General features: G+C 71.8%; 19 protein-coding genes. 8 read left to right on the top strand and 11 right to left on the bottom strand.

Annotated elements, in window-relative coordinates; translation table 11 throughout:
• Positions 1-7: 7 nt before the first annotated feature.
• Positions 8-448 (bottom strand): nuclear transport factor 2 family protein, encoded by a 441-nt coding sequence (locus tag F1615_RS14590; RefSeq protein ID WP_149549395.1) that lies wholly within the window; start codon positions 446-448, stop codon positions 8-10.
• Between the two features lie 179 nt (positions 449-627).
• Positions 628-1,485, bottom strand: coding sequence for an SDR family oxidoreductase (locus tag F1615_RS14585; RefSeq protein WP_149549394.1), 858 nt, complete (start codon positions 1,483-1,485; stop codon positions 628-630).
• 337 nt (positions 1,486-1,822) lie between these two features.
• Between F1615_RS14585 and F1615_RS14580 the strand changes: the two genes are divergently transcribed.
• Positions 1,823-3,649 (top strand): ATP-binding cassette domain-containing protein, encoded by a 1,827-nt coding sequence (locus tag F1615_RS14580; protein WP_149549566.1) that lies wholly within the window; start codon positions 1,823-1,825, stop codon positions 3,647-3,649.
• A gap of 50 nt (positions 3,650-3,699) precedes the next feature.
• Here the strand turns inward: F1615_RS14580 and F1615_RS14575 are convergent, their stop codons facing one another.
• A complete protein-coding gene (locus F1615_RS14575) occupies positions 3,700-4,125 on the bottom strand; it encodes a VOC family protein (protein WP_149549393.1) in 426 nt (141 codons plus the stop codon).
• Between the two features lie 124 nt (positions 4,126-4,249).
• Here F1615_RS14575 and F1615_RS14570 point away from each other — a divergent pair, with 124 nt between their 5' ends.
• Both F1615_RS14570 and F1615_RS14565 read left to right on the top strand, forming a co-directional pair.
• Positions 4,250-4,903 carry a phosphoribosyltransferase gene (locus F1615_RS14570; protein WP_149549392.1) on the top strand — a complete coding sequence of 218 codons (654 nt, stop codon included), beginning with the start codon at positions 4,250-4,252 and terminating at the stop codon, positions 4,901-4,903.
• Between the two features lie 96 nt (positions 4,904-4,999).
• Positions 5,000-5,389, top strand: a complete 390-nt coding sequence (locus tag F1615_RS14565; RefSeq protein ID WP_149549391.1) for a RidA family protein — start codon at positions 5,000-5,002, stop codon at positions 5,387-5,389.
• Between the two features lie 24 nt (positions 5,390-5,413).
• Here the strand turns inward: F1615_RS14565 and F1615_RS14560 are convergent, their stop codons facing one another.
• From F1615_RS14560 to F1615_RS14530, 7 genes are all read right to left on the bottom strand, one after another.
• Entirely contained in the window at positions 5,414-6,211 is a 798-nt protein-coding gene (locus tag F1615_RS14560) for a VOC family protein (RefSeq protein ID WP_149549390.1), read from the bottom strand.
• Between the two features lie 520 nt (positions 6,212-6,731).
• Positions 6,732-9,743: a family 16 glycoside hydrolase gene (locus tag F1615_RS14555; protein ID WP_149549389.1), complete on the bottom strand. Its 3,012-nt coding sequence runs from the start codon at positions 9,741-9,743 to the stop codon at positions 6,732-6,734.
• Between the two features lie 191 nt (positions 9,744-9,934).
• A complete protein-coding gene (locus tag F1615_RS14550) occupies positions 9,935-10,678 on the bottom strand; it encodes a class I SAM-dependent methyltransferase (protein ID WP_149549388.1) in 744 nt (247 codons plus the stop codon).
• Between the two features lie 46 nt (positions 10,679-10,724).
• On the bottom strand, positions 10,725-11,537 hold the full coding sequence (locus F1615_RS14545) for an SAM-dependent methyltransferase (RefSeq protein WP_149549387.1): 813 nt from the start codon (positions 11,535-11,537) through the stop codon (positions 10,725-10,727).
• Positions 11,538-11,759: 222 nt separating this feature from the next.
• Positions 11,760-15,134 carry a pyruvate carboxylase gene (locus F1615_RS14540; RefSeq protein WP_149549386.1) on the bottom strand — a complete coding sequence of 1,125 codons (3,375 nt, stop codon included), beginning with the start codon at positions 15,132-15,134 and terminating at the stop codon, positions 11,760-11,762.
• Positions 15,135-15,308: 174 nt separating this feature from the next.
• Entirely contained in the window at positions 15,309-16,517 is a 1,209-nt protein-coding gene (locus tag F1615_RS14535) for a S8 family peptidase (RefSeq protein WP_149549385.1), read from the bottom strand.
• A gap of 303 nt (positions 16,518-16,820) precedes the next feature.
• On the bottom strand, positions 16,821-17,147 hold the full coding sequence (locus F1615_RS14530) for a nuclear transport factor 2 family protein (protein WP_149549384.1): 327 nt from the start codon (positions 17,145-17,147) through the stop codon (positions 16,821-16,823).
• A 128-nt stretch (positions 17,148-17,275) separates the two neighbouring features.
• Here F1615_RS14530 and F1615_RS14525 point away from each other — a divergent pair, with 128 nt between their 5' ends.
• Positions 17,276-17,821: a DoxX family protein gene (locus F1615_RS14525; RefSeq protein WP_149549383.1), complete on the top strand. Its 546-nt coding sequence runs from the start codon at positions 17,276-17,278 to the stop codon at positions 17,819-17,821.
• Positions 17,822-17,941: 120 nt separating this feature from the next.
• On the top strand, positions 17,942-18,295 hold the full coding sequence (locus F1615_RS14520; protein WP_149549382.1) for a MazG-like family protein: 354 nt from the start codon (positions 17,942-17,944) through the stop codon (positions 18,293-18,295).
• A 139-nt stretch (positions 18,296-18,434) separates the two neighbouring features.
• On the opposite strand, the gene F1615_RS37105 is transcribed toward F1615_RS14520, so the two are convergent.
• Positions 18,435-18,926 (bottom strand): ATP-binding cassette domain-containing protein, encoded by a 492-nt coding sequence (locus F1615_RS37105; RefSeq protein ID WP_425385639.1) that lies wholly within the window; start codon positions 18,924-18,926, stop codon positions 18,435-18,437.
• On the opposite strand from F1615_RS37105, the gene F1615_RS14510 reads away from it, so the two are divergent.
• The 3 genes from F1615_RS14510 to F1615_RS14500 all read left to right on the top strand — a co-directional run bounded on the left by F1615_RS14510 (position 18,925) and on the right by F1615_RS14500 (position 23,768).
• Positions 18,925-21,657, top strand: coding sequence for a cation-translocating P-type ATPase (locus F1615_RS14510; RefSeq protein WP_149549381.1), 2,733 nt, complete (start codon positions 18,925-18,927; stop codon positions 21,655-21,657). The genes F1615_RS37105 and F1615_RS14510 overlap by 2 nt on opposite strands.
• Positions 21,658-21,866: 209 nt before the next feature.
• On the top strand, positions 21,867-23,423 hold the full coding sequence (locus F1615_RS14505) for an MFS transporter (protein ID WP_149549380.1): 1,557 nt from the start codon (positions 21,867-21,869) through the stop codon (positions 23,421-23,423).
• Between the two features lie 12 nt (positions 23,424-23,435).
• Positions 23,436-23,768 carry a putative quinol monooxygenase gene (locus tag F1615_RS14500; RefSeq protein ID WP_149549379.1) on the top strand — a complete coding sequence of 111 codons (333 nt, stop codon included), beginning with the start codon at positions 23,436-23,438 and terminating at the stop codon, positions 23,766-23,768.
• The last annotated feature ends 1 nt before the right edge of the window (position 23,769 follow it).

The raw sequence follows: 23,769 nt of genomic DNA, 5'->3' as shown, positions 1-23,769 counted from the left end.
CCGGCCCTCAGGGAGTGGCGCAGGCCTCGGCGACGGACAGGCTGTTCTCGTAGAGGTGGTGCCGGGTGATCCGGCCGTCCTCCACGGTGACACGCAGGGCGAACGGGCCCTGGAAGGACCGTCCCGTCGCCCGTACCGTCCCCGACAGATGCCCCATCAGGACGGCGTCCTTCCCGTCGACGAGGAAGGTGTCGACCGAGGCCCGCGCGTCCTCGGGCACGGTGTGCTCCATCAACTCCGTCAGCTGGGCCGCGCATTCGGCGGCGGTGGAGCGCGGGCGGATCCACGGAACGGCGGGATTCTCGGCGAGCAGCCAGTCGACCTCGTCGGCGAAGAGCGCGACGAGCCGTCCGATGTCCCCGGCCGCCCGGGCAGCGAGGAACTCCCCCACGACGCTCCGGGTGTGCTCGGCGTCGGAGGGCGCGGCGGTGGCGGAATGGATGGACATGACGCTCTCCTCAAGGCTGCGGCGGGCCCCGGCGCGGGGTCTGCCTGACGTGCCCGATACTGCCGGAGGAACCGGGAGCGGGTCGATTACCTCAGGCGTCATGCCCGGGCGGGGGCCGGACGCGGCCGTCCCCGGTGCGGCGGCCTTCCCGCCCGTCCGGCCCCTGCTCCGTGAAGGGCTTATGCCGTGCCCGCGCCGGCCGTCGCCGTGAAGGCGCTCGCGTGCTCCGTCGCCCACTCGGTGAAGGTGCGGGCCGGGCGGCCGGTGACCTTCTCGACGGTGTCGACGACCGTGCGACCGACCTCCGGCGTGTTCCCGTACGCCTCGAGCAGGAAGCCGATCACGTCCTCCGGGTGGCCCGCCGCCCGCCACTGCGCCACGGCCTCCTCCTCGGTCAGCTCGACCAGGGAGACGGCCCGCCCCCGGGCGGCGGCGATCGCGGCCACCTTGTCGCCGACGGTCAGCAGTTCGGGTCCGGTGAGCACGTACTCCCGGCCGCCGTGCCCCTCCTCGGTGAGCGCGACCGCGGCGACGGCGCCGATGTCGCCCTCGTGCACCATGGCACTGAGCCGGGAGACGAACGGCTCGCGCACCTCGTCCGACGCGACGATGCCGTCGGCCCACTCCAGGGCGTTGGCCATGAACTCGACCGGCATGAGTACGGTCCAGTCCACACCGTCTTCGGAGCGCACGGCGTCCTCCAGCGGGGACGGCCCGCCCCCGTGCAGCACGGTGACCCGCCGTACACCGGCCGCCCGGGCCGCCTCCATGATCCGCTGACCGGTCTCCAGCGGGGTGAAAGAGGCCCCGCCGAAGGTGATCAGATGAAGGCCGGTGACGCCCTCCAGCGCCGGAACCAGGCTGTCGGGCGCGGTCAGGTCGCCCCGCACCACCTCGGCCTCCCCCGGCAGGCCGGCCCCGGCCGGATCCCGGGTGAGGGCGCGTACCTCGTGGCCGCGGGCGAGCAGTCCGGCGACGACCTGGCGGCCGACGGTTCCGGTGGCGCCGGTGACAAGGATCTTCTGGGTCTGTGTCATGGGAGGACCGTAGGAGGACTTGCGGTCAGCTTCCGTCCGCGAGTCCCGGGTCCGGACGTCCGTGCGCCGAATCCCATGCGTCACGCAGGCATCGGCGACGGCGTTTCGGCCACCCGGCCGCGCACCCGGGTCCTCGGCCCACCAAGGGCCGACGCACGGTCCGGTGCCGGTCACCGCGTCCCCGCACGGAATGCGCTTCGTCCGAAACACCTGTGTTCGATATCGCGCCCGGTCTCGTTGATTCCCGTGCCGTCGCCTTCACCCACCCACTCCGCAGGGAGAAGTGCCGTTGACTCACACGACCGCCCGCGCCGTCCCGCCTCCGCCGCCCGCCGAGATGACGTACTCCGGCCACTACTCGGTCAACCCGCTCGGCCAGGTCGGCTTCGGGGCCCTGTGCTCCCGGCTTCCCTCCGTGCTGCGCCGGATCACGGCCATGGCCTGGCGCACCGACCGCGGAGCAGTGCTCCTGCTCCTCACCTGCCAGCTGGTCACCGGAGTGTCCGCCGCGGTGCTGCTGGCGGCGACCGCCCGGGCGATGGGCCCCCTCCTGGGCGCGGGAACGGTCGCGGACCGCCTGCACGAAGCCCTGCCCGCGCTCGCCGTCGTGGCGGTGGCGAGTGCCCTCACGCGTGCGTCGGTGGCCGTGGCCGAGTACGCCGAGCGGCGGATCACGCCACGGCTGACGACGGCGACCGACTCGGCACTGGTCGAGTCGGTCTGCCGGGTCGAGGCGGCGGCGTACGCCACGGACGGCTTCTCCGACCGTCAGGAGGCGGCGGAGATGGGCGTGACCCGCACGCACGTCATGGTCATGGACGCGCAGCGCTTCATGGCCGCCCTGATCAAGATGATCACGGCCGGGGGTGTCCTTTCCGTGCTCAACCCCCTGATGCTGCCCCTGCTCCTTCTGGCCGTGGCCCCGGCCGGTGCGGGAGCCGTCCTCACCGCGCGCGTCGACTACGAGATCCACTACGCGAACGTCGCGGACCGCAACGTCCGCGGGATGACGCGCTGGTGGGCGACCACGCCGAAGTACGGTGACGAGGTCCGCGCCAACGGCATGACGGACTACATCCTGTACTGGTACCGCGCCCTCTCGGAGCGGGTCGACCAGCGGTCCCTGGCCGCGGCTCCCCGCACGCTGCGCATCGCCCTGCTGTCGTCCCTCGCCGGTGGAGCGTTCCTGGCGGCCACCTGGGGGATGCTCGCCTGGCTCGCCGTCACCGGCCGGATCGAACCGGCGATCGCCGCCACGGCCGTCGTCGCTGTCCAGACGACCCTGGCGGCGCTGTCGCAGGTCGTCGTCAACGGCGCCGCGGTGTTCCACACCAGCCTGTACCTCAGCGACATGCAGGCGTTCTTCGACGACGCCGCCCGGCGGGCACCGAAGCGGGGCCCGGAGGCCGCGCGTGCCCCGGTGGAGGAGATCCGGCTGGAGGAGGCCACGTACACGTACCCCGGCAAGGACAGGCCCGCCGTCGACGGGGTGTCCCTGACCCTGCGGCGAGGGGAGATCCTCGCCGTGGTCGGCGTGAACGGGTCCGGCAAGAGCACCCTGACCCGCCTGATCACCGGCATCTACCTGGCGGACAAGGGCCGGATCACCTGGAACGGCACCGACATCGCGCACGCCGATCCGGCCACGGTGTGGAACTGCACCGGTCTCGTGCCGCAGATCTTCGCCCAGTGGCCCCTGCGGGCGCGGGAGAACGTGACGCTGGGACAGCCCAGAAGCACCGACGACCGGGAGGTCTGGGAGGCCGTGGACGCGGTCGGGATGCGCGAGGCCATCGACGACCTGCCCGCCGGCCTCGACACCCTCCTGGCCCGCGAGATCTTCGGCGGCGCCGAACTCTCCGGCGGCCAGTGGCAGCGTCTTGCCTGCTCCCGGGCGCTGTACCGGCGCCCGCCCCTGCTGATCCTGGACGAGCCCACCTCCCAGATGGACCCGCGTGGTGAGCACGGCATCTTCGAGAAGATCAAGGCGATCTCGGGCGACCGCATCACCATCGTCGTCACACACCGTCTGGAGAACACCAGGATCGCCGATCACATCGTCGTCATGGAGCGGGGCCGCATCACCGAACGCGGCACCTACGACGACCTCACCCACGCCGACGGCACCTTCGCCGATCTCCTGCGCCTGTCCCAGGACCGCTGAGACTCCGCGCGCGGCACGCGCGCCGCCCCGCCCGGGCCGGTCGTCCGCGCTCAGTCGACCGGCTCGCCCACGCCCAGCAGGTTTCCCTCGCTGTCGCGGAACCAGGCCCCGCGTTCGCCGCGGGCACCCTTGGTCGGGTAGTTGCCGTCGATCTCGGCGATGCCGTCGACGGTGCGGAACCCGGGGGTGTCGACCTCCTCGAACACCACTCCGCGCCGCTTGAGCTCCGTCACGACGCGTTGGAGGTCGTCGACCTCGAACGCCATCTGGGTGAAGGTGCCCGGAGACTCTCCCGTCGACTGGAACAGGACGAACTCCGCGCCCCCGGACCGGTACAGCAGGCCGCCCGGGCGTTCGTCGACGGGCTCCAGGCCGAGCCGCTCGGCGTAGAAGCGGCGCGCGCGGCCCAGGTCCCGGGTGGGGAGTCTGGTCGCCACGCGTGCCCCGGTCAGCAGCTTCTCGTCGTGTGCGTTCATCCCTCCACTGTGCCGCAACGCCCCGGGCCCGGCCGCGCGCGCCGGCTCCGGTGGGGCGGCGCGGGGTGAGTGGCGGGGACACCGGCGGTTACCCGGCCCGGGGGGCCGAGGAAGGGAGCGAGCCGTGCGATTCCGAAGCCGTGAGGAGGCCGGACAGGAGCTGGCCGTCAGGATGCTGGAGTGGGCGAGCAGCGGCGATCTCGCGAATGTGACCGTGCTGGCGCTGCCGCGCGGCGGCGTCCCGGTCGGGGTGGAGATCGCCCGTGCCATGGCCGTCCCGATGGACGTTCTCGTCGTCGGCAGGATCGGGGTGCCCGGGTCCCCCGAGGTGGGCATCGGAGCGGTCGCCGGGGACGACCCGCCGGTGTTCGACCGCACGGGACTGCACGCCCTGCACCTGTCCGAGGACAAACTCGGCTCCGAGGTGGCCCGGGCCCGCGTCGAGGTGCACCGGCGTGAGCACGTGTACCGCGGGGGCCGCGCCGCCGGGGACGTGCGCGGTCACAGTGTCGTGGTCGTGGACGACGGACTGGCTACGGGGATCACGGCCCGTGCCGCCCTGCGGCACGTGCGGCGCGGTGGTCCGCTGCGCCTGACACTGGCGGTGCCGGTGTGCTCCCCGCGGACCGCCGCGGCGCTGCGGGACGAGGCCGATGACGTCGTCGCCCTGCACCGGCCGGAGCGGCTCGGCTCCGTGGGTGAGTGGTACGACGACTTCCACGAGGTCTCCGACCAGGAGGTACTGGACGCCCTGCGGGTCCTGCACCCGGCCGGCTAGACCCCCGCGGGTGCGGGTCCTCGGCGATGTCCCCGACGGCGTCGGGCCGCGCCGCCGTATTGAACATGTCAGCGCTGGTCACCTAGCGTGCGGCGTATGACGCAGCGACGCGCGATCCTCAGCGGCTCGACGTTCGAGGAGCAGATCGGTTATGCCCGCGCCGTGGTGCACGGCGACGAGGTGCATGTGTCCGGCACGACCGGGTTCGACTACACCACCATGACCATCTCCGAGGACGTGGTGGAACAGGCCGAGCAGTGCCTGCGCAACATCGGGACCGCGCTGACCGAGGCGGGGTGCACCTTCGCCGATGTGGTGCGGGTGCGCTATCTGCTGCCCGACCGGGCCGACTTCGAGCCCTGCTGGCCGGTCCTGCGCCGCTTCTTCGGCGGCGTCCGGCCGGCCGCCACCATGCTGGTGTGCGGTCTCGCCGATCCCCGTATGAAGATCGAGATCGAGGTGTACGCGCAGCGATCGGCCCGGTGACGGCCGGCCCGGCAACCCCGGCGTTCAGCTCTGGGCGGGCATGAGCACCACGAAGTCCGCGTTGTACGGGTCGAGGCAGACGGCCATCCGGCCGACGCCCTCCGCGTCCACCGGCCCCATCTGCACGGTGCCGCCGTTGGCGGTGACCTCGGCCACCGCCGCGTCGCAGTCGGTGACGTTGAAGACCGGGTGCCAGTAGGGCCGCCCGCCGGCCAGGGCGAGACCCTCCTTGCCGACCTCCATGAGGCCGCCGTGCATGCGCTCCTCGGGCAGCCCGGCCGGGGTGATCATGGTGTACGTGCCCTCGCCGCCCGGCATCTCCATGTCGCTGAACTGCCAGCCGAGGACGCTGCCGTAGAACTCCTTCGCGGCCGCCGCGTCGCTGGTGTAGAGCTCCGTCCAGGACAGCGAGCCCGGCTGGTCCACCAGGTCGACGCCCTTGCTCTCCCCCGGCTGCCAGACGGCGAACTGACCGCCCAGCGGGTCGCTGTACTGCGCCATCCGGCCCCACTGGTCGAGGTCCATCGGCGCCACCCGCACCGTGCCGCCGGCGCGCTCCACCGCCTGGGTGACGGCGTCCGCGTCGGTGACGGTGTAGTAGATCATCCAGGCCGGACGCGCGCCCTCCTCGGTGAGCTTGCCGAGCCCGGCGACCATCTTGCCGTCCTTGCGGAACATCCCGCCTTCGACGTCCTCCCCGTCCCCCATGGCCTCGTAGTCCCAGCCGAGGACCGCGCCGTAGAAGGCCGCCGCGGCCCGGACGTCGGGGACCCCGAGGTCGAGCATGCAGGGGGAGCCGGGGGCGAAGTCAGTGGTGATCACCGCGGTGTCCTTTCGCAGATTCGCTTTGGCCTCAGCGTGCCACCGGGCACCGACACTCGCCCTCCGGCTTCGCCGTCCGGGCGTTTCGGGCGGCTACTCCCCCTGCGCCGTCCCGCGTGTGGTGAACGGCAGCACCAGCCCCGACGTCCAGGCCAGGTAGAACAAGCAATGACGCTCGCCCTCGGCGGCGCCGGCTCGGCGTTCACGGCGAACCTGCCCGGCGCGGGCCTGAACGGAGGACAGGCGGCCGCGCCACGCGAGATCGCCTCCGCCGGCGGCCCCACCGCCGTGAACAGCCTCCCGCCCGGCGCCCCGGGCTCCGCCGCGCACGGCGTCACCCTGGAGGCCCTGGGCAGCGGCTTCAGCACCGCCCACCTGGTGTGCGTCGTGGCGGCCGTCGCCGCCGCCCTGACCGCCTTCGGCATGACCGGCCGCGCGGTGCGCACACCGCCGGGGACGAGGAGAACGGCGCCCCGTCGTCCGCTTCGGACGACAGGACGCCGGGCCCGGTCACCGCGCGCTAACCGAGCGGTTCGACACGGATGTTGCGGTAGCGCACCGCGTTCCCGTGGTCCTGCAGCCGGATGGCCCCGGCCGCGGGACCCTCGGGCGCTCCGCCTCCCGTCGGACCGTCGATCGCGACGTCGTCGTGGATCTTCTTGCCGTTCCACACCACGGTGACCCGCGCGTCGGCCGTCTTGTCGCCCTCGGCGTCGTAGCGTGCGGCGCGGAAGACGATGTCGTACGACTGCCAGGTTTCGGGCGCCGTGGCGGCGTTCGCGTCGGGGGCCTTCTTCAGATAGATCGCTCCCGCCTCGTTGGTGTCGGGCGTGGTGTCGCCGTAGGAGTCCAGTATCTGGATCTCGTAGCGGTCCTGGAGGTAGACGCCGCTGTTGGCGCGGTCCTGGCCGGTCACGTCCGGGGGCAGCTTCGGCAGCCAGTACTCCACGTGCAGCTTGAAGTCGTCGAAGCTGTTCTTGGTGCGGATGTCGCCGCAGCAGACCTCCGCCGCCCCGCCGTCGACCGGCCACTCCACCGGGCGTCCGTCGGTGTGCTGCCACCGCTCGAGCCCGTCGCCGTCGAGCAGGCCGATCGGCCTGCCGTGCGGGTCGACGGTGAGGAGGTCGAGGTTGACGTGGCCGGTGTCGCCCTCGTCGTACCGGTAGGCGACGGTGTTGTGCCCGGCCCGCAGGCGCAGGGCCTCGGTCTGCGTCGACCAGGTGTCCCAGTCCCCGGTGCTGCGGAACTCGGTCTGCCTCACCTTCCGTCCGTTGACGTACACGGACAGGGACTTGGTGCCCCGGAAGGGGTCCGGGCCGTTGGAGTAGCGCAGCCCCAGGTCGTACGTTCCGCTCCGGTCCACCTCGACGTCGAAGGCCGTGGCGGCGCCCTGGGTGCCGTACCGGTCGACGAAGCCGCTGCCGGAGTAGCCCCTGTGGTCGGTGTCGATGCCGGCCGCCCCGGTCAGGGACGCCTCCTCGGCCTCGTACAGCGGGCCCTGTTCGGGCTGCTTGCCCGGCATGGCGTTGAGCGTGTACCAGGCCTCGGTGCTCCACAGGGTCTCGCCCGACGCCGAGCTGAACGGGCGCGGGGACCGCACGTGCACGACGCGTCCCGGCTTGAGTCCCTCGATGGCCAGGGTCACCTTCTTGCGGTCGTCCGACAGCTTCGCCGAGGTCACCTCCAGTGTCTCCTCAGCGATCTTGGGGCCGCCGTAGTCACGCGTCGGGGTGTAGCGCCACTGCTCGGCCTCGTAATGGCTGACAAGGTTGTCAGCGGTCTCCTGCGACAAGGGCTGGGTGTACTCCAGCTCGAAGCCGCCCTTCTTCACCCGCATGGCCTGGATGTCGAAGGTGTTGCCGCCGTTCGGCGTCAGCTTCTGGAGGCCGTACCGGAGCTTGCCCTCCTGGCCCCAGTTGCCGTCCGCTCCCAGACCGCCCGCGTAGATCGCGCCGTCGGGACCCATGGTGATCCGGTTGACGCCGGCTTCGAGGCCCTGGGTGAAGCGGAAGACGGCACCCTGGTACTGGCCCTTGACCTTCTCCAGGTAGGCGCGCTGGAGACCGCCGTAGGTGACGTCACCGAACAGCATCTGCCCCTTGAACCTGCCCTTGGTCAGGTGGAGCGGTGTGCTGGGCGAGTTGGCGATCTCGTTCTGCGGGAGCCAGAGCACCGGCTGGGTCACCGGCTCGGAGTCGAAGGGGCCCGCGGGGGTGGTGTAGTGGTTGAAGAAGCGGTCCTGCTTGATGTGGACCAGCTTCGACGAAGGGAGCCAGCCGCCCTGGTTGTCGGTGGCGAAGATGTCACCGCCGGGCCCCCAGCCGATGCCGTTCGGGGTGCGCAGTCCTCCTGCGACGTAACTGACCTTGCCGGTCTTCCGGTTCACCTTGACGGTGGTGCCGCGGCCGGGAGCCGGCTGCGGGTCCGTGGTCGCCCCGCCGTAGTTGATGGCGACGGACAGGTTCAGATAGAAGTAGCCGTCGCGGTACAGCAGTCCGAAGGCGAACTCGTGGAAGTTGCCGCCGTACGGCCAGGTGGCGATGGTCTTGGACTTGTCCATGACGCCGTCGCCGTCACTGTCGCCGAGCTCCGTCAGCTCGTGCTTCTGGGAGACGAAGACGGTGCCGTCGACGACCTTGAGACCCATCGGCTCCTTGAGGCCCTCGGCGATCCTCTTGGCCTTCACCTTGCCGGGGCCCGTGGTGCCGGTGGCGTTCTCGATGACGTGGACCTCGCCGGCGGTGTTGTCGGTGCCGCCCCAGGTGCTCACCACCAGCCGGCCGTCGGGCAGCCAGTCCATGCCGGTGACCTGCGGTTCGAAGCCCTCGGGGCGCAGGTCGGTGAGGGTGTGGTCGGGGCGCACCGCGTTCAGCGGGAGGCCGTCGCCCGGCGAGTCGGCGATGCCCTCGCACTCCTTGCGGCCCGGGGCGGTCACCCGGACCACCCCGGCGTCGGTGCTCAGTGCCGTGTTCGGCACGGTCGCGAAGCCGTCGGCTCCCGGCGGCTGCCAGGCGAGGGTGAGCTGTTCCCCGCCGCCGCGCTCGAAGTGGTCGATGCGCAAGGAGTGCATGCCCTCGGTGAGCTGGACGGTGCCGTCCTTGGGCTCGGCGCCGTGCAGCCCGTCGTGGTCGATGACCGGCCGGCCGTCGATCAGCAGCCGCGAACCGTCGTCGCTCGTCAGCCGGAAGGTGTACGAACCGTCGGCCGGCACATGGATGTTGCCGGTGACCTGGGTGACGAAGTTGTCGCCGAACCCGCCGAAGTCGTCGGGTGACTTCCAGTCGACGACCGGCATCAACCTGTCGACGTTCGGAGTCTGTCCGGGTTTGAGGGTGCAGATCTTCTCGAGCGGGACCTGGACGTCGAAGACCCGCAGGGTGACACCGGGTTCCTGAGGCGGCACATCGGCCCGCGGTGCGGAGCCCGGCCGGGCAGACGCCGTGGGCGACACCCACAGCCCTCCCGCGACGAACGTGCCGACGACAAGTCCTGTCAGACATCTTCGGGCACGCCGGTACAGCCGTGCGTCCATGCTTCCTCCTGCTGAGTCGACCGGAGGGCCGGATAACTCCGGTGCCGAATGGGCGAACCGTCAACGGTTGCGGCCGACACGCTAGGAGACTTCTGCTCAACTCGTCCATACTTTGTCATCGATGAGTTCAAAGTCTGCCGCGTGGGCAGCCTTCTCCCGATGACACGGGTGTGGCGCCGGCCGCCGCGCCCCTACTGGGCGGGAGGGAGCCGGTAGACGGAGACGTGCGAGCGTGAATCCGCGGTGAACGGGGCGCCGTTCCAGTCCGCGTGCCTGGATTCCAGCTGAAAGCCCGCCAGTTGGGCCATGAGATCGAGTTCGGCCGGCCAGATGTAGCGGTGAGGGCTGCGGAACAACCGGGCCCGCTCGCTGTCGTCGAACCGGAAGTGGTGCGAGACGACGTGCTGGCGCAGGACGTCGTACGTGTCCAGGCCGATGTGGCCCGGGGCGGACTCCCAGACCGTGGCCTTCTGTCCCGGCGGGAGCTTGCGCAGCTCGGGAACCCAGAGCTCGACCACGAACCGCCCGCCGGGCCCCAGGTGGCGGGCGGCATTGCGGAAGCACTCGACCTGCCTGGCCTGGGTGAGCAGGTTGGAGATCGTGTTGTACACGAGGTAGACGAGGCTGTACTCGCCGGGGGCGGTCGAGGTCGCCATGTCCCCGATGACCACCGGGATCACCGACTCGTCGGCCTTGGTGCGCAGTTGCTCCACCATCGGCCGGGACAGCTCGATGCCGGTGACGGACACGGAGCGGCCTGCGAGCGGAACGGCCACCCGGCCCGTGCCGATGGCGAACTCGAGGGCCGCCCCCTCCCCCGCGAGCCGGGCCAGCAGGTCCACGGCCGGTCCCAGTACCTCGGGCGCGAACATGCCGGTCCCGGGCGTGTCATAACGCCGGGCGGCGTCCGCGGTCCAGATCTCCTCCTGCTCCATTGCGCCAACGCTTCCGGCCGGCGCGGGTGTTGTCCAGCGGATTACGTCAGGGCTTGCGGGCGAGGCCGCCGTGCTCGGCGATGGTCTCCGGCGTGGGCGAGGTGGTGCCGGGACGCCACAGCTGCACCGAGACGACGCCGGGTTCGACGAGTTCCAGCCCGTCGAAGAACCCCGTGATCTCGTCGACGGTCCGCAGGTTGTAGGGGACGGCGCCGCTCTCGTTGTAGGCGTCCTGGGCCTGCTCGAAGACGGGGTCGACGCCGCGCGAGCCGTCGTTGATGGAGAGGTAGCTGCCGGACGGCAGTGCGGCCATCAGCCGGGTGACGATGGAGCGTGCCTGGTCGTAGTCCGCGATGTGGCCGAGGATGTTGCTGAGGATCAGGGCGGTGGGACGCTGGAAGTCCAGCGTCTGCCCCGCGGCCTCCAGGATGCGGTCCGGGTCCAGGACATTCGCGTCGACGTACGCCGTCGCCCCTTCCGGGGTGGAGTAGAGCAGCGCGCGGGCGTGGGCCAGGACCATGGGGTCGTTGTCGACGTAGACGATCCGGGATTCGGGGGCGATCCGCTGGGCGACCTGGTGGGTGTTGTCTGCCGTGGGCAGGCCGGTGCCGATGTCCAGGAACTGCCGGATGCCCTGCTCGGCGGCGAGATAGGTGATGTTGCGCTGCAGAAAGGCCCTGCTGCTGCGGGCGATGGTGACGATGCCGGGGAAGACGGCGGTGTAGGCGTCACCGGCCTCTTCGTCGACGGGGTAGTTGTCCTTCCCGCCCAGCCAGTAGTTCCATATGCGGGCCGAGTGCGGCACCGAGGTGTCGATCTTCTGAAGCGCTGATCCGGGCGCCGCGGCAGGGTCGGTCATGAGTACCGTCCGTAGTCGTTCGAGGGCTGTCTTGGCCAACGCATAATCTACGTTCCCACAGCTCGTCGGCGCAGGCTTGTTCGGCATCGGCTCGGGGCGACTTCCCACGCGGAACAGCGAGGTGACAGGGGCCGTCCGGCCGAGCGGGGGCGGATCAGGGGGCCGCGTCGACGGGCCGGGTCCGCCCCCGCGGGGGGACCCGGCCGGCTCCCGACTCCCGGCTCAGGCGAGTTCCACCAGCAGGTCACCGCCCTCGACCTGCTGGATGCGGTTGATCGCCAGCCTGGTGACCGTGCCCGCCTTCGGGGCCGTGATCGCGGCCTCCATCTTCATCGCCTCGATGGTGGCCACCGTGGCGCCGGCCTCCACCTCGTCGCCTTCGGTCACCGCGAGGGTCACCACACCGGCGAAGGGCGCGGCGACGTGGCCGGGGTTGGCGCGGTCGGCCTTCTCGGTGACCGGGAGGTCGGAGGCCGCCGCCCGGTCACGGACCTGGATGGGCCGCAACTGGCCGTTGAGCGTGGACATCACGGTCCGCATGCCGCGCTCGTCGGCGTCACCCACCGCCTGGAGTTCGATGAGCAGCCGCACACCGGGATCGAGGTCGACGCTGTACTCCTTGCCGGGGCGCAGCCCGTAGAAGAAGTCCTTGCTGTCCAGGACGCTGGTGTCGCCGAAGGACTGGCGGTGCGTCTCGAACTCCCGCGTGGGACCGGGGAAGAGAAGCCGGTTGAGGGTCGGCCGGCGGTCCTTCGCCAGGCCGGCGCGGTCGTCGGCGGTCAGTTCCTGGACGGGCTTGGGCTCGGCGCGGCCCCGCAGGGCCTTGCTGCGGAAGGGTTCCGGCCAGCCTCCGGGCGGGGTGCCGAGCTCGCCGCGCAGGAAGCCGATGACGGAGTCGGGGATGTCGAAGCGGCCCGGCTCCTCCTCGAAGTCCCGCGGGGAGACGCCCGCGCCGACCAGGTGCAGGGCCAGGTCGCCGACCACCTTCGACGAGGGGGTGACCTTGACCAGGCGGCCCAGCATCCGGTCGGCTGCGGCGTACATCGCCTCGATGTCCTCGAAGCGGTCGCCGAGGCCGAGCGCGATGGCCTGGGTGCGCAGGTTGGAGAGCTGGCCGCCGGGGATCTCGTGGTGGTAGACGCGGCCGGTCGGCGAGGCCAGGCCGGCCTCGAAGGGGGCGTAGACCTTGCGGACGCTCTCCCAGTAGGGCTCCAGGTCACCGACCGCCTGGAGGTCCAGGCCCGTGGGCCGCTCCGAGTGGTCGGTCGCCGCGACGAGCGCCGACAGGGACGGCTGCGAGGTGGTGCCCGCCATGGAGGCCACGGCCCCGTCGACCGCGTCCGCGCCCGCCTGGATCGCCGCGAGGTAGGTGGCCAGCTGACCACCGGCGGTGTCGTGCGTGTGCAGGTGCACCGGCAGGTCGAACTCCCGGCGCAGGGCCGACACGAGTGTCGCCGCCGCCGGGGCCCGCAGCAGGCCGGCCATGTCCTTGACGGCCAGGACGTGGGCGCCCGCGTCGACGATCCGCTCGGCCAGACGCAGGTAGTAGTCCAGGGTGTAGAGGCGCTCGGACGGGTCGGACAGGTCGGAGGTGTAGCACAGGGCCACCTCGGCGACGGCCGTGCCGGTCTCGCGCACGGCGTCGATGGCGGGCCGCATCTGGGAGACGTCGTTCAGCGCGTCGAAGATGCGGAAGATGTCGATGCCGGTGGCCGCGGCCTCCTGGACGAAGGCGTCGGTCACCTCGGTCGGGTACGGGGTGTAGCCCACGGTGTTGCGGCCGCGCAGCAGCATCTGCAGGCAGAGGTTCGGTACGGCCTCGCGCAGGGCGGCCAGGCGCTCCCACGGGTCCTCGGCGAGGAAGCGCAGGGCGACGTCGTAGGTGGCGCCGCCCCAGCACTCCAGCGACAGCAGTTCGGGCAGGGTGCGCGCCACCACGGGCGCGACGGCGAGCAGGTCCTTGGTGCGGACCCGGGTGGCGAGCAGCGACTGGTGGGCGTCGCGGAAGGTGGTGTCGGTGACACCGATGGTCGGCGAGGCGCGCAGCCAGCGGGCGAAGCCCTCGGGGCCGAGTTCGGCGAGCCGCTGCCGGGAGCCGGCCGGCGGCTCCCCGGCGGGCAGTGACGGCAGCTTGGTCATCGGGTCGATCAGCTCGGGCCGCTCGCCGTGCGGCCTGTTCACCGTGACGTCGGCGAGGTAGGTGAGCAGCTTGGTGCCCCGGTCGGCGGAGTGGCGCGCGGTGAGCAGCTCCGGACGCCGCTCGATGAACGACGTGGTGATCTGTCCGGCCTGGAAGTCCGGGTCGTCGAGGACCGCCTGCAGGAAGGGGATGTTGGTGGCGACGCCGCGGATGCGGAACTCGGCCACGGCACGCCGGGCCCGGCCGACCGCGGCGCCGAAGTCCCGGCCCCGGCAGGTCAGTTTCACCAGCATCGAGTCGAAGTGCGCGCTGATCTCCGTACCGGCGTGCGTGGTGCCGCCGTCCAGGCGGATGCCGGAGCCGCCGGGCGAGCGGTAGGCGCTGATCCGGCCCGTGTCGGGGCGGAATCCGTTGGCCGGGTCCTCGGTGGTGATGCGGCACTGCAGCGCGGCGCCCCGCAGGGTGACGCTCTCCTGGGAGAGGCCGAGGTCGGCGAGTGTCTCGCCGGCGGCGATGCGCAGCTGCGCCTGGACGAGGTCGACGTCGGTGACCTCCTCGGTCACCGTGTGCTCGACCTGGATGCGCGGGTTCATCTCGATGAAGACGTGGTTGCCGTCCCGGTCGAGGAGGAACTCCACGGTGCCGGCGTTGCGGTAGCCGATCTGCCGGGCGAACCGCACGGCGTCGGCGCAGATGCGGTCGCGCAGCCCGGGGTCGAGGTTGGGCGCGGGCGCGAGTTCGATCACCTTCTGGTGGCGCCGCTGCACCGAGCAGTCCCGTTCGAACAGGTGGATGACGTTGCCCTGGCCGTCGGCGAGGATCTGCACCTCGATGTGGCGGGGCTCGACGACGGCCTTCTCGAGGAACACCGTGGGGTCGCCGAACGCGGACGCCGCCTCCCTGGAGGCCGCCTCGATGGCCTCCCGCAGCTGGGCGGGGTCCTCCACGCGGCGCATGCCGCGTCCGCCGCCGCCCGCGACCGCCTTGACGAACACGGGGAAGCCGATGCCGTCGGCGGCGCGGACGAGTTCGTCGACGTCGGTGGAGGGCGCCGAGGAGCCCAGGACCGGTACGCCGGCCTCACGGGCGGCGGCCACGGCGCGCGCCTTGTTGCCGGTCAGTTCCAGGATCCGGGCGCTCGGCCCGACGAACGTGATGCCGGCCTCTTCGCAGGCTTTGGCCAGCTCCGGATTCTCGGACAGGAACCCGTAGCCCGGGTAGACGGCGTCGGCGTCCGCCCGTCGCGCGGCGCGCACGATCTCCTCCACGGAGAGATAGGCCCGCACGGGGTGACCCGGTTCGCCGATCTCGTACGCCTCGTCCGCCTTCAGGCGGTGCAGCGAGTTGCGGTCCTCGTGGGGGAAGACGGCGACGGTTCGGGCGCCCAGTTCGTAGCCCGCGCGGAACGCCCGAATCGCGATCTCACCGCGATTGGCGACCAGCACCTTGCGGAACATTCTCGATCCCTTCAGCCTGCCGTTGAAGAAGACCATCGTGTCGGTGGCAGGTCGGGTACGCCATGTGAGCCGGGCCACTCACACCGTGCCGCCGGGGCGTGTGAGGGGCCACGGAGGAACGTTTTCCCTCCGTGGCCCCTCACGGGTGCCGGTGGCCCGCACCCGGGCGGCGCGCTACTCCGTGATCTTGAGCAGCTTGTTCGGGGTGCCGGAACCGGGGTTGCTGATCTTGTCGGCGGTGGCTCCGCCGGTCAGCGCCGACGCCACGGCCGCCGGGTCGGCGTCCGGGTGCCCGGCCAGATACACGGCGGCCGCGCCGGCCACGTGGGGGGAGGCCATCGAGGTGCCGGATATCGTCTTGGTCCCCTCGTCGCTGTCGTTCCAGGCCGAGGCGATGTCGGAACCGGGCGCGTAGAGGTCCACGGCCGCGCCGGAGTTGGAGAAGTCGGACTGGGCGTCGTCCTTGGTGCTGGAGGCGACGGTGAGGGCCTCGGGGACGCGGGCGGGTGAGCCCTGTCCGGCGTCGGCGGACTCGTTGCCCGCCGCGACGGCGAAGGTGACGCCGGAGGCGATGGCCTTCTGGACCGCCGCGTCGAGAGCCGGGTCGGCGCCGCCGCCCAGGCTCATGTTGGCCACGGAGGGCCCCTTGTGGTTCGCGGTGACCCAGTCGATGCCGGCGATGACCTGCTCGGTGGTTCCGGAGCCGTTGTCGTCCAGGACTCTCACGGCCACGACATCGGCCTTCTTGGCGACTCCGTGCGCGGCGCCGGCGACGGTGGCGGCGACGTGCGTGCCGTGGCCGTTGCCGTCGTCGGCGGTGTTGTCGTTGTCCACGGCGTCGTAGCCGTGGCTCGCCCGGCCCTCGAAGTCCTTGTGCGTGATCCGTACGCCGGTGTCGATGACGTAGGCGGTGACACCCTCGCCCGCGTTGTCGGGGTAGGTGTACTTGCTGTCGCCCGCGGTGTCCGCCTGGTCGACCCGGTCCAGGCCCCAGGAGGGAGGGTTGTCCTGTGTGGCCGTGGTGCGGAACGTGCGGTTGGCCACGACGGCACCGACCGCCGGGTCGGCCGCGAGGCGCTTGGCCTCGGTCTCGCTCAGGCCGTCCGCCGCGAAGCCGTCGAGGGCCGCCCCGTAGGACCGGCTGAGCCGGCCGCCGTACTCCTGGGCCAGGTCCTTCTTGTCGGCGGCCGTCGTCCTCTCGTCGAGCACGACGATGTAGCTGCCCGCCACGGCTCCTTCGGCGTTCAGGCCGAGGACGGTGCCCTGGGCGGGTTCGGCGGCCTGGGCGGATGACGCCCCGAGCAGGGCTGCCGTGGTCGCGGCCGTCACCGCACAGGCGGCGGCGGTGACCTTCAGCGCGACGGTGCGCATCTGATGCGTCATGAAGAGGGATCTCCTCGTCAGGTGTGGGGGGTTGACCTCCGGCGCGGTGTCACGCGGAGGCTGACGAGAAGACTGACTACTTGTCGCGGTCAGATCAATGGGGTGCCGCGGCGGCCGGAGCGCGGTGGCGGCGGATCTCCACAACGTCCGCCCATGTCGGAGCCAACCGCCGGGCAAAAGTCGAGCTGAACGCGTTGTTTGAAACGCTCAACAAGCGACTGGGCGAGATCTGTGACCATCCCCTCACCCAACCCTCACCGCCCGGACGTTTCACGCCGGCCGCGTCCTGCCGGCCCGGTACGGTCAGGCCTGGCCGGTCTCGAAGCGGGAGATGCGGCCGTCCTCGTCGACGGTGAAGCTCCAGCGGGTGCGCATCTCGCCCCAGGTGTCGTTGCGGTAGCGGGCGAGGATGCGACGGCCGCCGCCGGACTCGTTGTCGACCTCCAGATGACCGTGGGTGGAGAAGATCTCCCGGTCGGTCCACTCCGCTAGGTCGCGCTCGGAACCGTCGTCCGCCATGGTGGCGCCGGGCGCGAGGAGGGCCATGAAGGCCTCGCGGTCGTGGTTGTTGACGGCCGTGACGAAGGCGCGTACGGCCGGGTCGCTGAGGCGAGTTGTCTGAATGGTCATGTCCGACAGCGTCGTACCGGCCGCCGGGCCCCGCCACCCGCGTCACCCGAACGGCGACGGTGGCGGGCCGGGTCCCGCGCGGGGGTGCGACGGTGGTCGGGCCAAGCCACTGCTCCCGGGGAGAAGACGTGACCTGCTACGACCGACGAGACCTGGGTCTGCTGCTGCTCCGGCTGGGAACGGGCGGGGTGCTCGCGGCACACGGGACGCAGAAGCTGTTCGGCTGGTTCGGCGGTGGCGGCATCGAGGGCACCGGCCAGTTCATGGAGTCCATCGGATACACGCCCGGCAGGACCAGCGCCACGGTGGCGGGCCTCGCGGAGGCCGGCGGCGGCACGCTGCTGGCACTCGGTCTCGCCACCCCGGCGGCGGGCGCCGCGGCGGCCGGCGCGATGGCGGGCGCGTCCGCGGTGCACGCGCCCAACGGCTTCTTCAACCAGGAGGGCGGCTTCGAGTACGCCGCGTCCCTGGGGCTGACCGCCGCCGGTCTCGCCGTCGCCGGGCCCGGCCGGCTCTCCCTGGACCACGCCCTCGGCCACACGGTCAACCGGAACTGGATGATCCCGGCGGCGTTCGCGGTGATGGCGGCGGCCACGGTCGTGACGGTGGGGACGCGCAACCGACGGCTGCGGAGGGCCAAGGAGGGTGAGCAGGAGGCGTTGTTCGAGGAATAGGCGGCGCCCGACCCGGGCGGGGGGCCGTGCCGGGCGCTGGACGCCGGTCAGTGGCAGTGCCACGACCACCGGAACCCGCCTGGCAGTATCAGTGTCAGTGGCCCGTGCCACGCTCTTCCCATGAGTGATCACCCTTCCTCTCCCCCGCCCCAGGTGCCGGACGCCGGTCTGTGGGAGTCCATCGACGGCCTGTGCGGCTGGCTGGACGCGAATCGCCCCGTCGACGGCCCGGACGGCCTGCTGCTGCGCATCCTGAAACTGTCCGAAGAGGTCGGGGAGGTCGCCCAGGCAGTGATCGGCGCCACCGGCCAGAACCCGCGCAAGGGCACCACCCACACGTGGGACGACGTCCGGTCCGAGCTGTGCGACGTCGCCGTCACGGCCCTGTTGGCGCTGCGCACGCTCACTCCCGACGCCCGCGAGGTGTTCACCCGACACCTGGACGGGGTCACCCGCCGCTCACTCGACGCGTAACGCCTGCCCGGCGCGGCACACGCGCGCGGCGGCCGCCGTACGAGGCCCCGCCACGCCCGGGGACCCTGCCGTGGACGGGGCCGTACGACCGCGGTCCCCCGGGGACGACGCGGCCGCCACGGCCGTTCCGGCGGAGCTCTCACGACCGCGTGACCGGAAGGGGGCCGCACCGCTGCCCCGACCCGCCAGGCGCCCGTGGCCGCGCGCTCCCTGGGGCCCCACCGACGCCACCGCGCCGGTGTGACACTCGTCTCCGTACGACCCGGCCCCGGCGGGGTCTCGTGGTCCTGCGGCCCCCTGGCGAGAGGGGCAGCCGCTTCTCGGACCTCGACGACAGATCGGTGGCCCCGATCCGCACCCGCCCGGAGTCCGGCCGGTCCAGACCCGCCGCGCGGTGCAGCAGGGTGCTCTTGCCGGATCCGGACGGTCCCATCACGGCGGTCGCCGTGCCGCGCATGAACACGGCGCTCACGTCGTCCAGCGCCACGACCGGCTGGTCTCCGCCGTGCGTCCTGTCTACGCGCTCGATGCTGACGGCGACGTCGGCCGGGGTCCCCCGGTGAGGTGCACGCCTGACGCGGTCCCGGTGGCGGCTTACGCCAGGGACCGTTTCCGTGCAGCATGGGACCATGATCGAACCCGTGTCCGACGCGTCGGAACCCAAGCCCTGGTACGCCCTTCCCGCCGCCGAGGCGCTACGACACCTCGAGGTGGAGGCGGCCGCGGGCCTCTCCCCGGCGGATGCGGCCCGGCGCCGGGAGCGGTACGGCGCCAACCGGCTCGCCGAACCGCCTCGTGAGCCACGGTGGCGTGCCTTCCTGCGTCAGTTCCAGGACCTGCTGATCGTGATCCTCCTGGCCGCCGCCGTGGTCAGCCTGGTGGTGACCCGCGAGTGGGAGACCCCGGTCGTCATCGCCCTGGTCGTGCTGCTCAACGCGACCATCGGCTTCGTACAGGAGTCACGCGCGGAGGCCTCGCTGGATGCGCTGAGGAAGATGCTCGTCACGACGGCGGCCGTACGGCGGGACGGCCGCCTGGTGCGTCTGGACGCGGCCGAACTCGTGCCCGGGGACGTCGTGGTGCTGGAGGCCGGCGACAGGGTGCCGGCGGACGGGCGGCTGCTGTCGGCCACGGCGCTGGAGATCCAGGAGTCCTCGCTCACCGGTGAGGCACAGTCCGTGCCGAAGTCGGCGCAGGCCCGCATCGCCCCGCGGGCGGCGCTCGGCGACCGCGCGACGGCCGTGTTCATGAACACCACGGTCACGCGGGGCCGCGGGGAGGCCCTGGTCACCGCGACCGGGATGCACACCGAGACCGGGCGGATCGCCCACATGCTGCACGAGGCGGAGCCGGAACCGACCCCGCTGCAACGCCAGATCGCGGCACTCGGGCGCACCCTCGCCCTGATCGCCGGCGCCGTCATCGTGGTCGTCTTCGTCCTGGGTCTCGTCCGCGGCCAGGACTTCGGCGACCTGTTCATCAGCGCGGTGTCGCTCGCGGTGGCCGCCATCCCCGAAGGACTGCCGGCCGTCGTCGCCTTCACCCTCGCCATGGGCACCGGCCGGATGGCCGCGCGCGGCGCCGTCGTCAAGCGGCTCGCGTCGGTGGAGACGCTCGGCAGCACGTCGCAGATCTGCACCGACAAGACGGGCACGCTGACGCTCAACGAGATGACCGCACGCGAACTGCGCTTCGCCGGACGCCGGTTCACCGTCTCGGGCGAGGGCTACTCGACGGACGGGCGGATCCGCACGACCGACGGGCGGCCGCTGCCCGGCACGGTCGACGAGGCGCTGATCGCGATGGCGCTGTGCACCGACGCGGAGCTGCGCGACGGGGACGTCGTCGGTGACCCCACCGAGGGTGCGCTGCTGGTGCTCGCGGAGAAGGGCGGTGTCGACGTCTCCGCGCTGCGTTCGGAGCGGCCCCGGGTGCGGGAGGTCCCGTTCGACTCCGACCACAAGTTCATGGCGACGTTCCACCACTGGACGGACGACGCGGGTCGCGACGTCGTGCGCTGCTTCGTCAAGGGCGCGCCGGACGTGCTCGCCCGGCGGGCCGACCGGTACGTCGGCGACGACGGCGTCGTCCCGTTCGACGGGCCGGAGCGCGAACGGTACGACCGTGCCAACGCGGCGCTGGCCGAGCAGGGCATGCGGGTGCTCGCCGTGGGCGTGCGGGATTTCGCGCCCGGGGAGCCGGCAGCGGCCGGGGACCTCAAGGACGTGGTCGGCGGGCTCGTGCTGATGGCGCTGGTGGGCATCGTCGATCCGCCGCGGCCGGAGGCGAAGCAGGCGATCACGGAGTGCCGGGAGGCGGGCATCCGGGTCCGCATGATCACCGGGGACCACGCGGTGACGGCCGCGGCCATCGCCAAGGAACTGGGCATCCCCGGCGGTGCCGTCACCGGTGACGACCTGGACCGCATCCCGGACGACGGCGAGCTCGCCCGCCGCCTCGACGACACCGGCGTCGTCGCCCGCGTCTCGCCCGCGCACAAGATCCGTATCGTGCGGGCGCTGCAGGCGCGGGACGACGTGGTCGCGATGACCGGCGACGGCGTGAACGACGCCCCGGCGCTGCGCAAGGCCGACATCGGCGTCGCCATGGGGCGCAGCGGCACGGAGGTGACCAAGGAAGCCGCGACGATGGTCCTGACCGACGACAACTTCGCCACCATCGTCAGCGCCGTCCGCGAGGGCCGCGGCATCTACGACAACATCGTGAAGTTCACCCGGTTCCAGCTCTCCACGGCGCTCGGCTTCGTGCTCGTCTTCCTGATCGCCTCGCTGACCGGGGTCGCGGGAGGGGCGCCGTTCACGGCGCTGCAGATCCTCTTCGTCAACCTGGTGATGGACGGGCCCCCGGCGATGTCGCTGGGCGTCGACCCCGTCAGCCAGGACGCGATGAGCCGGTCACCGCGCCCGGCGCGCGAGCGCATCCTGACCCGGGAACGGCTCCAGCGGATCCTGCTGTCGAGCGCCGTCATGGCGGCCGGGACCCTGGCCGTGCTGATGCTGGCCCCGGGGCCCGAGCCGGAGCTGGGGGTGGCGACCACCGCCGGCACGATGGGGTTCGTGACGTTCGTGTTCTTCCAGGCGTTCAACCTGCTCAACGTCCGCCACCCGACCCGCAGTGTGCTGAGCCGCGAGACCCTCTCCAACACCTCTGCCTTCGTCGCCACCGGCGCGGTGATCCTGCTGCTGGCCCTGGTGGTCGAGATGGACGCGGTGCACGACTTCCTCACCACGACGGACCTGACCGCCGGTCAGTGGCTGGTGTGCGCGGCGGTCGGCTCGGCCGTCCTCGTGGCGGGCGAGCTCCTCAAGGCCGTGCTGCGGGCCCGGGCGTCCAGGACCTGACGCACCACTCTCCGCGCGCACGGCTCGGGGGCCACCGGTCCCCGGGCGGGAAGCGGCCGGGCAGGGGTGCCACCGTGGTCCCGACGGCCGCGCCCGCGCGTACGGAGTCGGCGTCGCCGGCCGACGGCCGCGGTCCGCTGTGATCGAGTGGTGGGCGTCCGGACGCGCGCGTACGGTCGAACGGTGGACTCCCGAAAGGGCGACCCGGCATGACCAGTGGTAGTGCGCGATCGGCCTCAGCCCCGCAGAACACCGCCCGTGGCAGCGGCGGCGGGCACACGATGGCCCTGCTGGTCATCGCTTCCTGTCAGCTGATGGTGGTGCTCGACATCACCATCGTGAACATCGCGTTGCCGCACATCCAGCGCTCCCTGGACTTCTCCACCACCAGCCTGTCGTGGGTGGTGAACGCCTACACCCTCACCTTCGGCGGTCTGCTGCTGCTCGGCGGCCGGGCGGGCGACATCCTCGGCAGACGGCGCGTCTTCGTCTTCGGCGTGCTGCTCTTCGTACTGGCCTCCCTCCTCGGCGGGTTCGCCCAGAACTCCGGCCAACTCCTCGCCGCCCGCGCGCTCCAGGGCGTGGGAGGTGCGATCGCCTCGCCGACATCCCTGGCGCTGATCAGTACGACCTTCCGCGAAGGGCCGGAACGCAACCGGGCGTTCGGTGTCTTCGCCGCGGTGTCGGCGGGCGGCGGCGCGATCGGGCTGCTCGCCGGCGGCATCCTCGTCGAGTGGCTGAACTGGCGGTGGGTGCTCTTCGTCAATGTCCCGATCGGGCTGCTCATCGCCCTGGCGACACCGCGCTTCATCAAGGAGTCCGAGCGCCATCCGGGGCGCTTCGACTTCACCGGCGCCCTGACCTCCACCGCGGGCATGGTGCTGCTGGTCTACGGGTTCATCCGGGCCGCGCAGGACGGCTGGCGGGACGCCCTCACGCTGGCCTCGTTCGGCGCCGCGGTCGTCGTCCTGGCGGGGTTCGTCCTGGTCGAGAGGAGGTCCCGGCAGCCGATCACTCCGCTGCGCATGTTCGCGGACCGCAACCGCGCGGGCACCTACGGCATCATGCTGTGCCTGGCGGCGGCGATGTTCGGCATGTTCTTCTTCCTGACGCTCTTCGTGCAGAACGTGCTGGACTTCAGCCCGCTGCAGGCCGGACTCGCCTTCCTGCCGGTCAGCGCGGTCATCGCGATCGGTGCGGGGCTGGCCTCGCGGTTCCTGCCCGTGTACGGTCCCAAGCCCTTCATGGTGGTGGGCGGCATCCTCGCGGCGGCGGGCCTGGCCTGGCTGACCCTGACCGACGTGCACTCCACCTACGCGGGCAGTGTCCTCGGCCCGATGCTGGTCTTCAGCCTCGGCATGGGCATGGAGTTCGTGTCGCTGACGCTCATGGCACTGTCCGACGTTCCCGTCCCGGAGACCGGGGCCGCCTCGGGCCTGCTCAACGCCACCCAGCAGGTCGGTGGCTCGCTCGGCTTGTCCATCCTGGTCACGGTGTTCGGGACGGCCAGCAGCAACGAGGCGGAGAAGCAGATACCGCGCTTCCTGCAGCAGGCGACCCCTGCCGAACGTCTGCGCTTCCGGCGCACCGGGGAGCTGCCGGCGCCATGGGCCGACGAGGTCCTCACCTCCGGTGTCTCGGCGGCCTTCGTCATGGCGGCGGTGTTCGCCGTGCTCGCCGCGCTGATCGCCGTCGTCGCCATCCAGGTCCGCCCGTCCGACCTGCAACGGCTCCAGGGCAGCAGCACGGAGCCGGGCCCGGGATGAGAGAGTAGTCCGATGATCTTCATCACCGCCAAGTTCCGGGTCCGTCCCGAATACGCCGACCAGTGGCCGCGGATCGCCGCGGACTTCACCGCCGCCACCCGCGAGGAGCCGGGCTGCCTGTGGTTCGACTGGTCCCGCAGCGTGGCGGACCCGACGGAGTACGTCCTGGTCGAGGCCTTCCGCGACGACGCGGCGGGAGCGGCCCACGTGCAGTCCGAGCACTTCAGGACCGCGAGGCGCACCCTCCCGCCGCATCTGGCCGAGACCCCTCGGATCGTGAACATGTCGGTCCCGCAGGACGACTGGTCGGAACTGGGCGAGATGAGCGTGTCCGGGGAGGAGTGAC

Origin of the sequence: Streptomyces marokkonensis, assembly GCF_008312835.1 — a bacterium.
Lineage (GTDB): Bacteria > Actinomycetota > Actinomycetes > Streptomycetales > Streptomycetaceae > Streptomyces > Streptomyces marokkonensis_A.
Note: the sequence above shows the minus strand (reverse complement) of the source record. Positions and strands in the feature narration are given on the sequence as shown.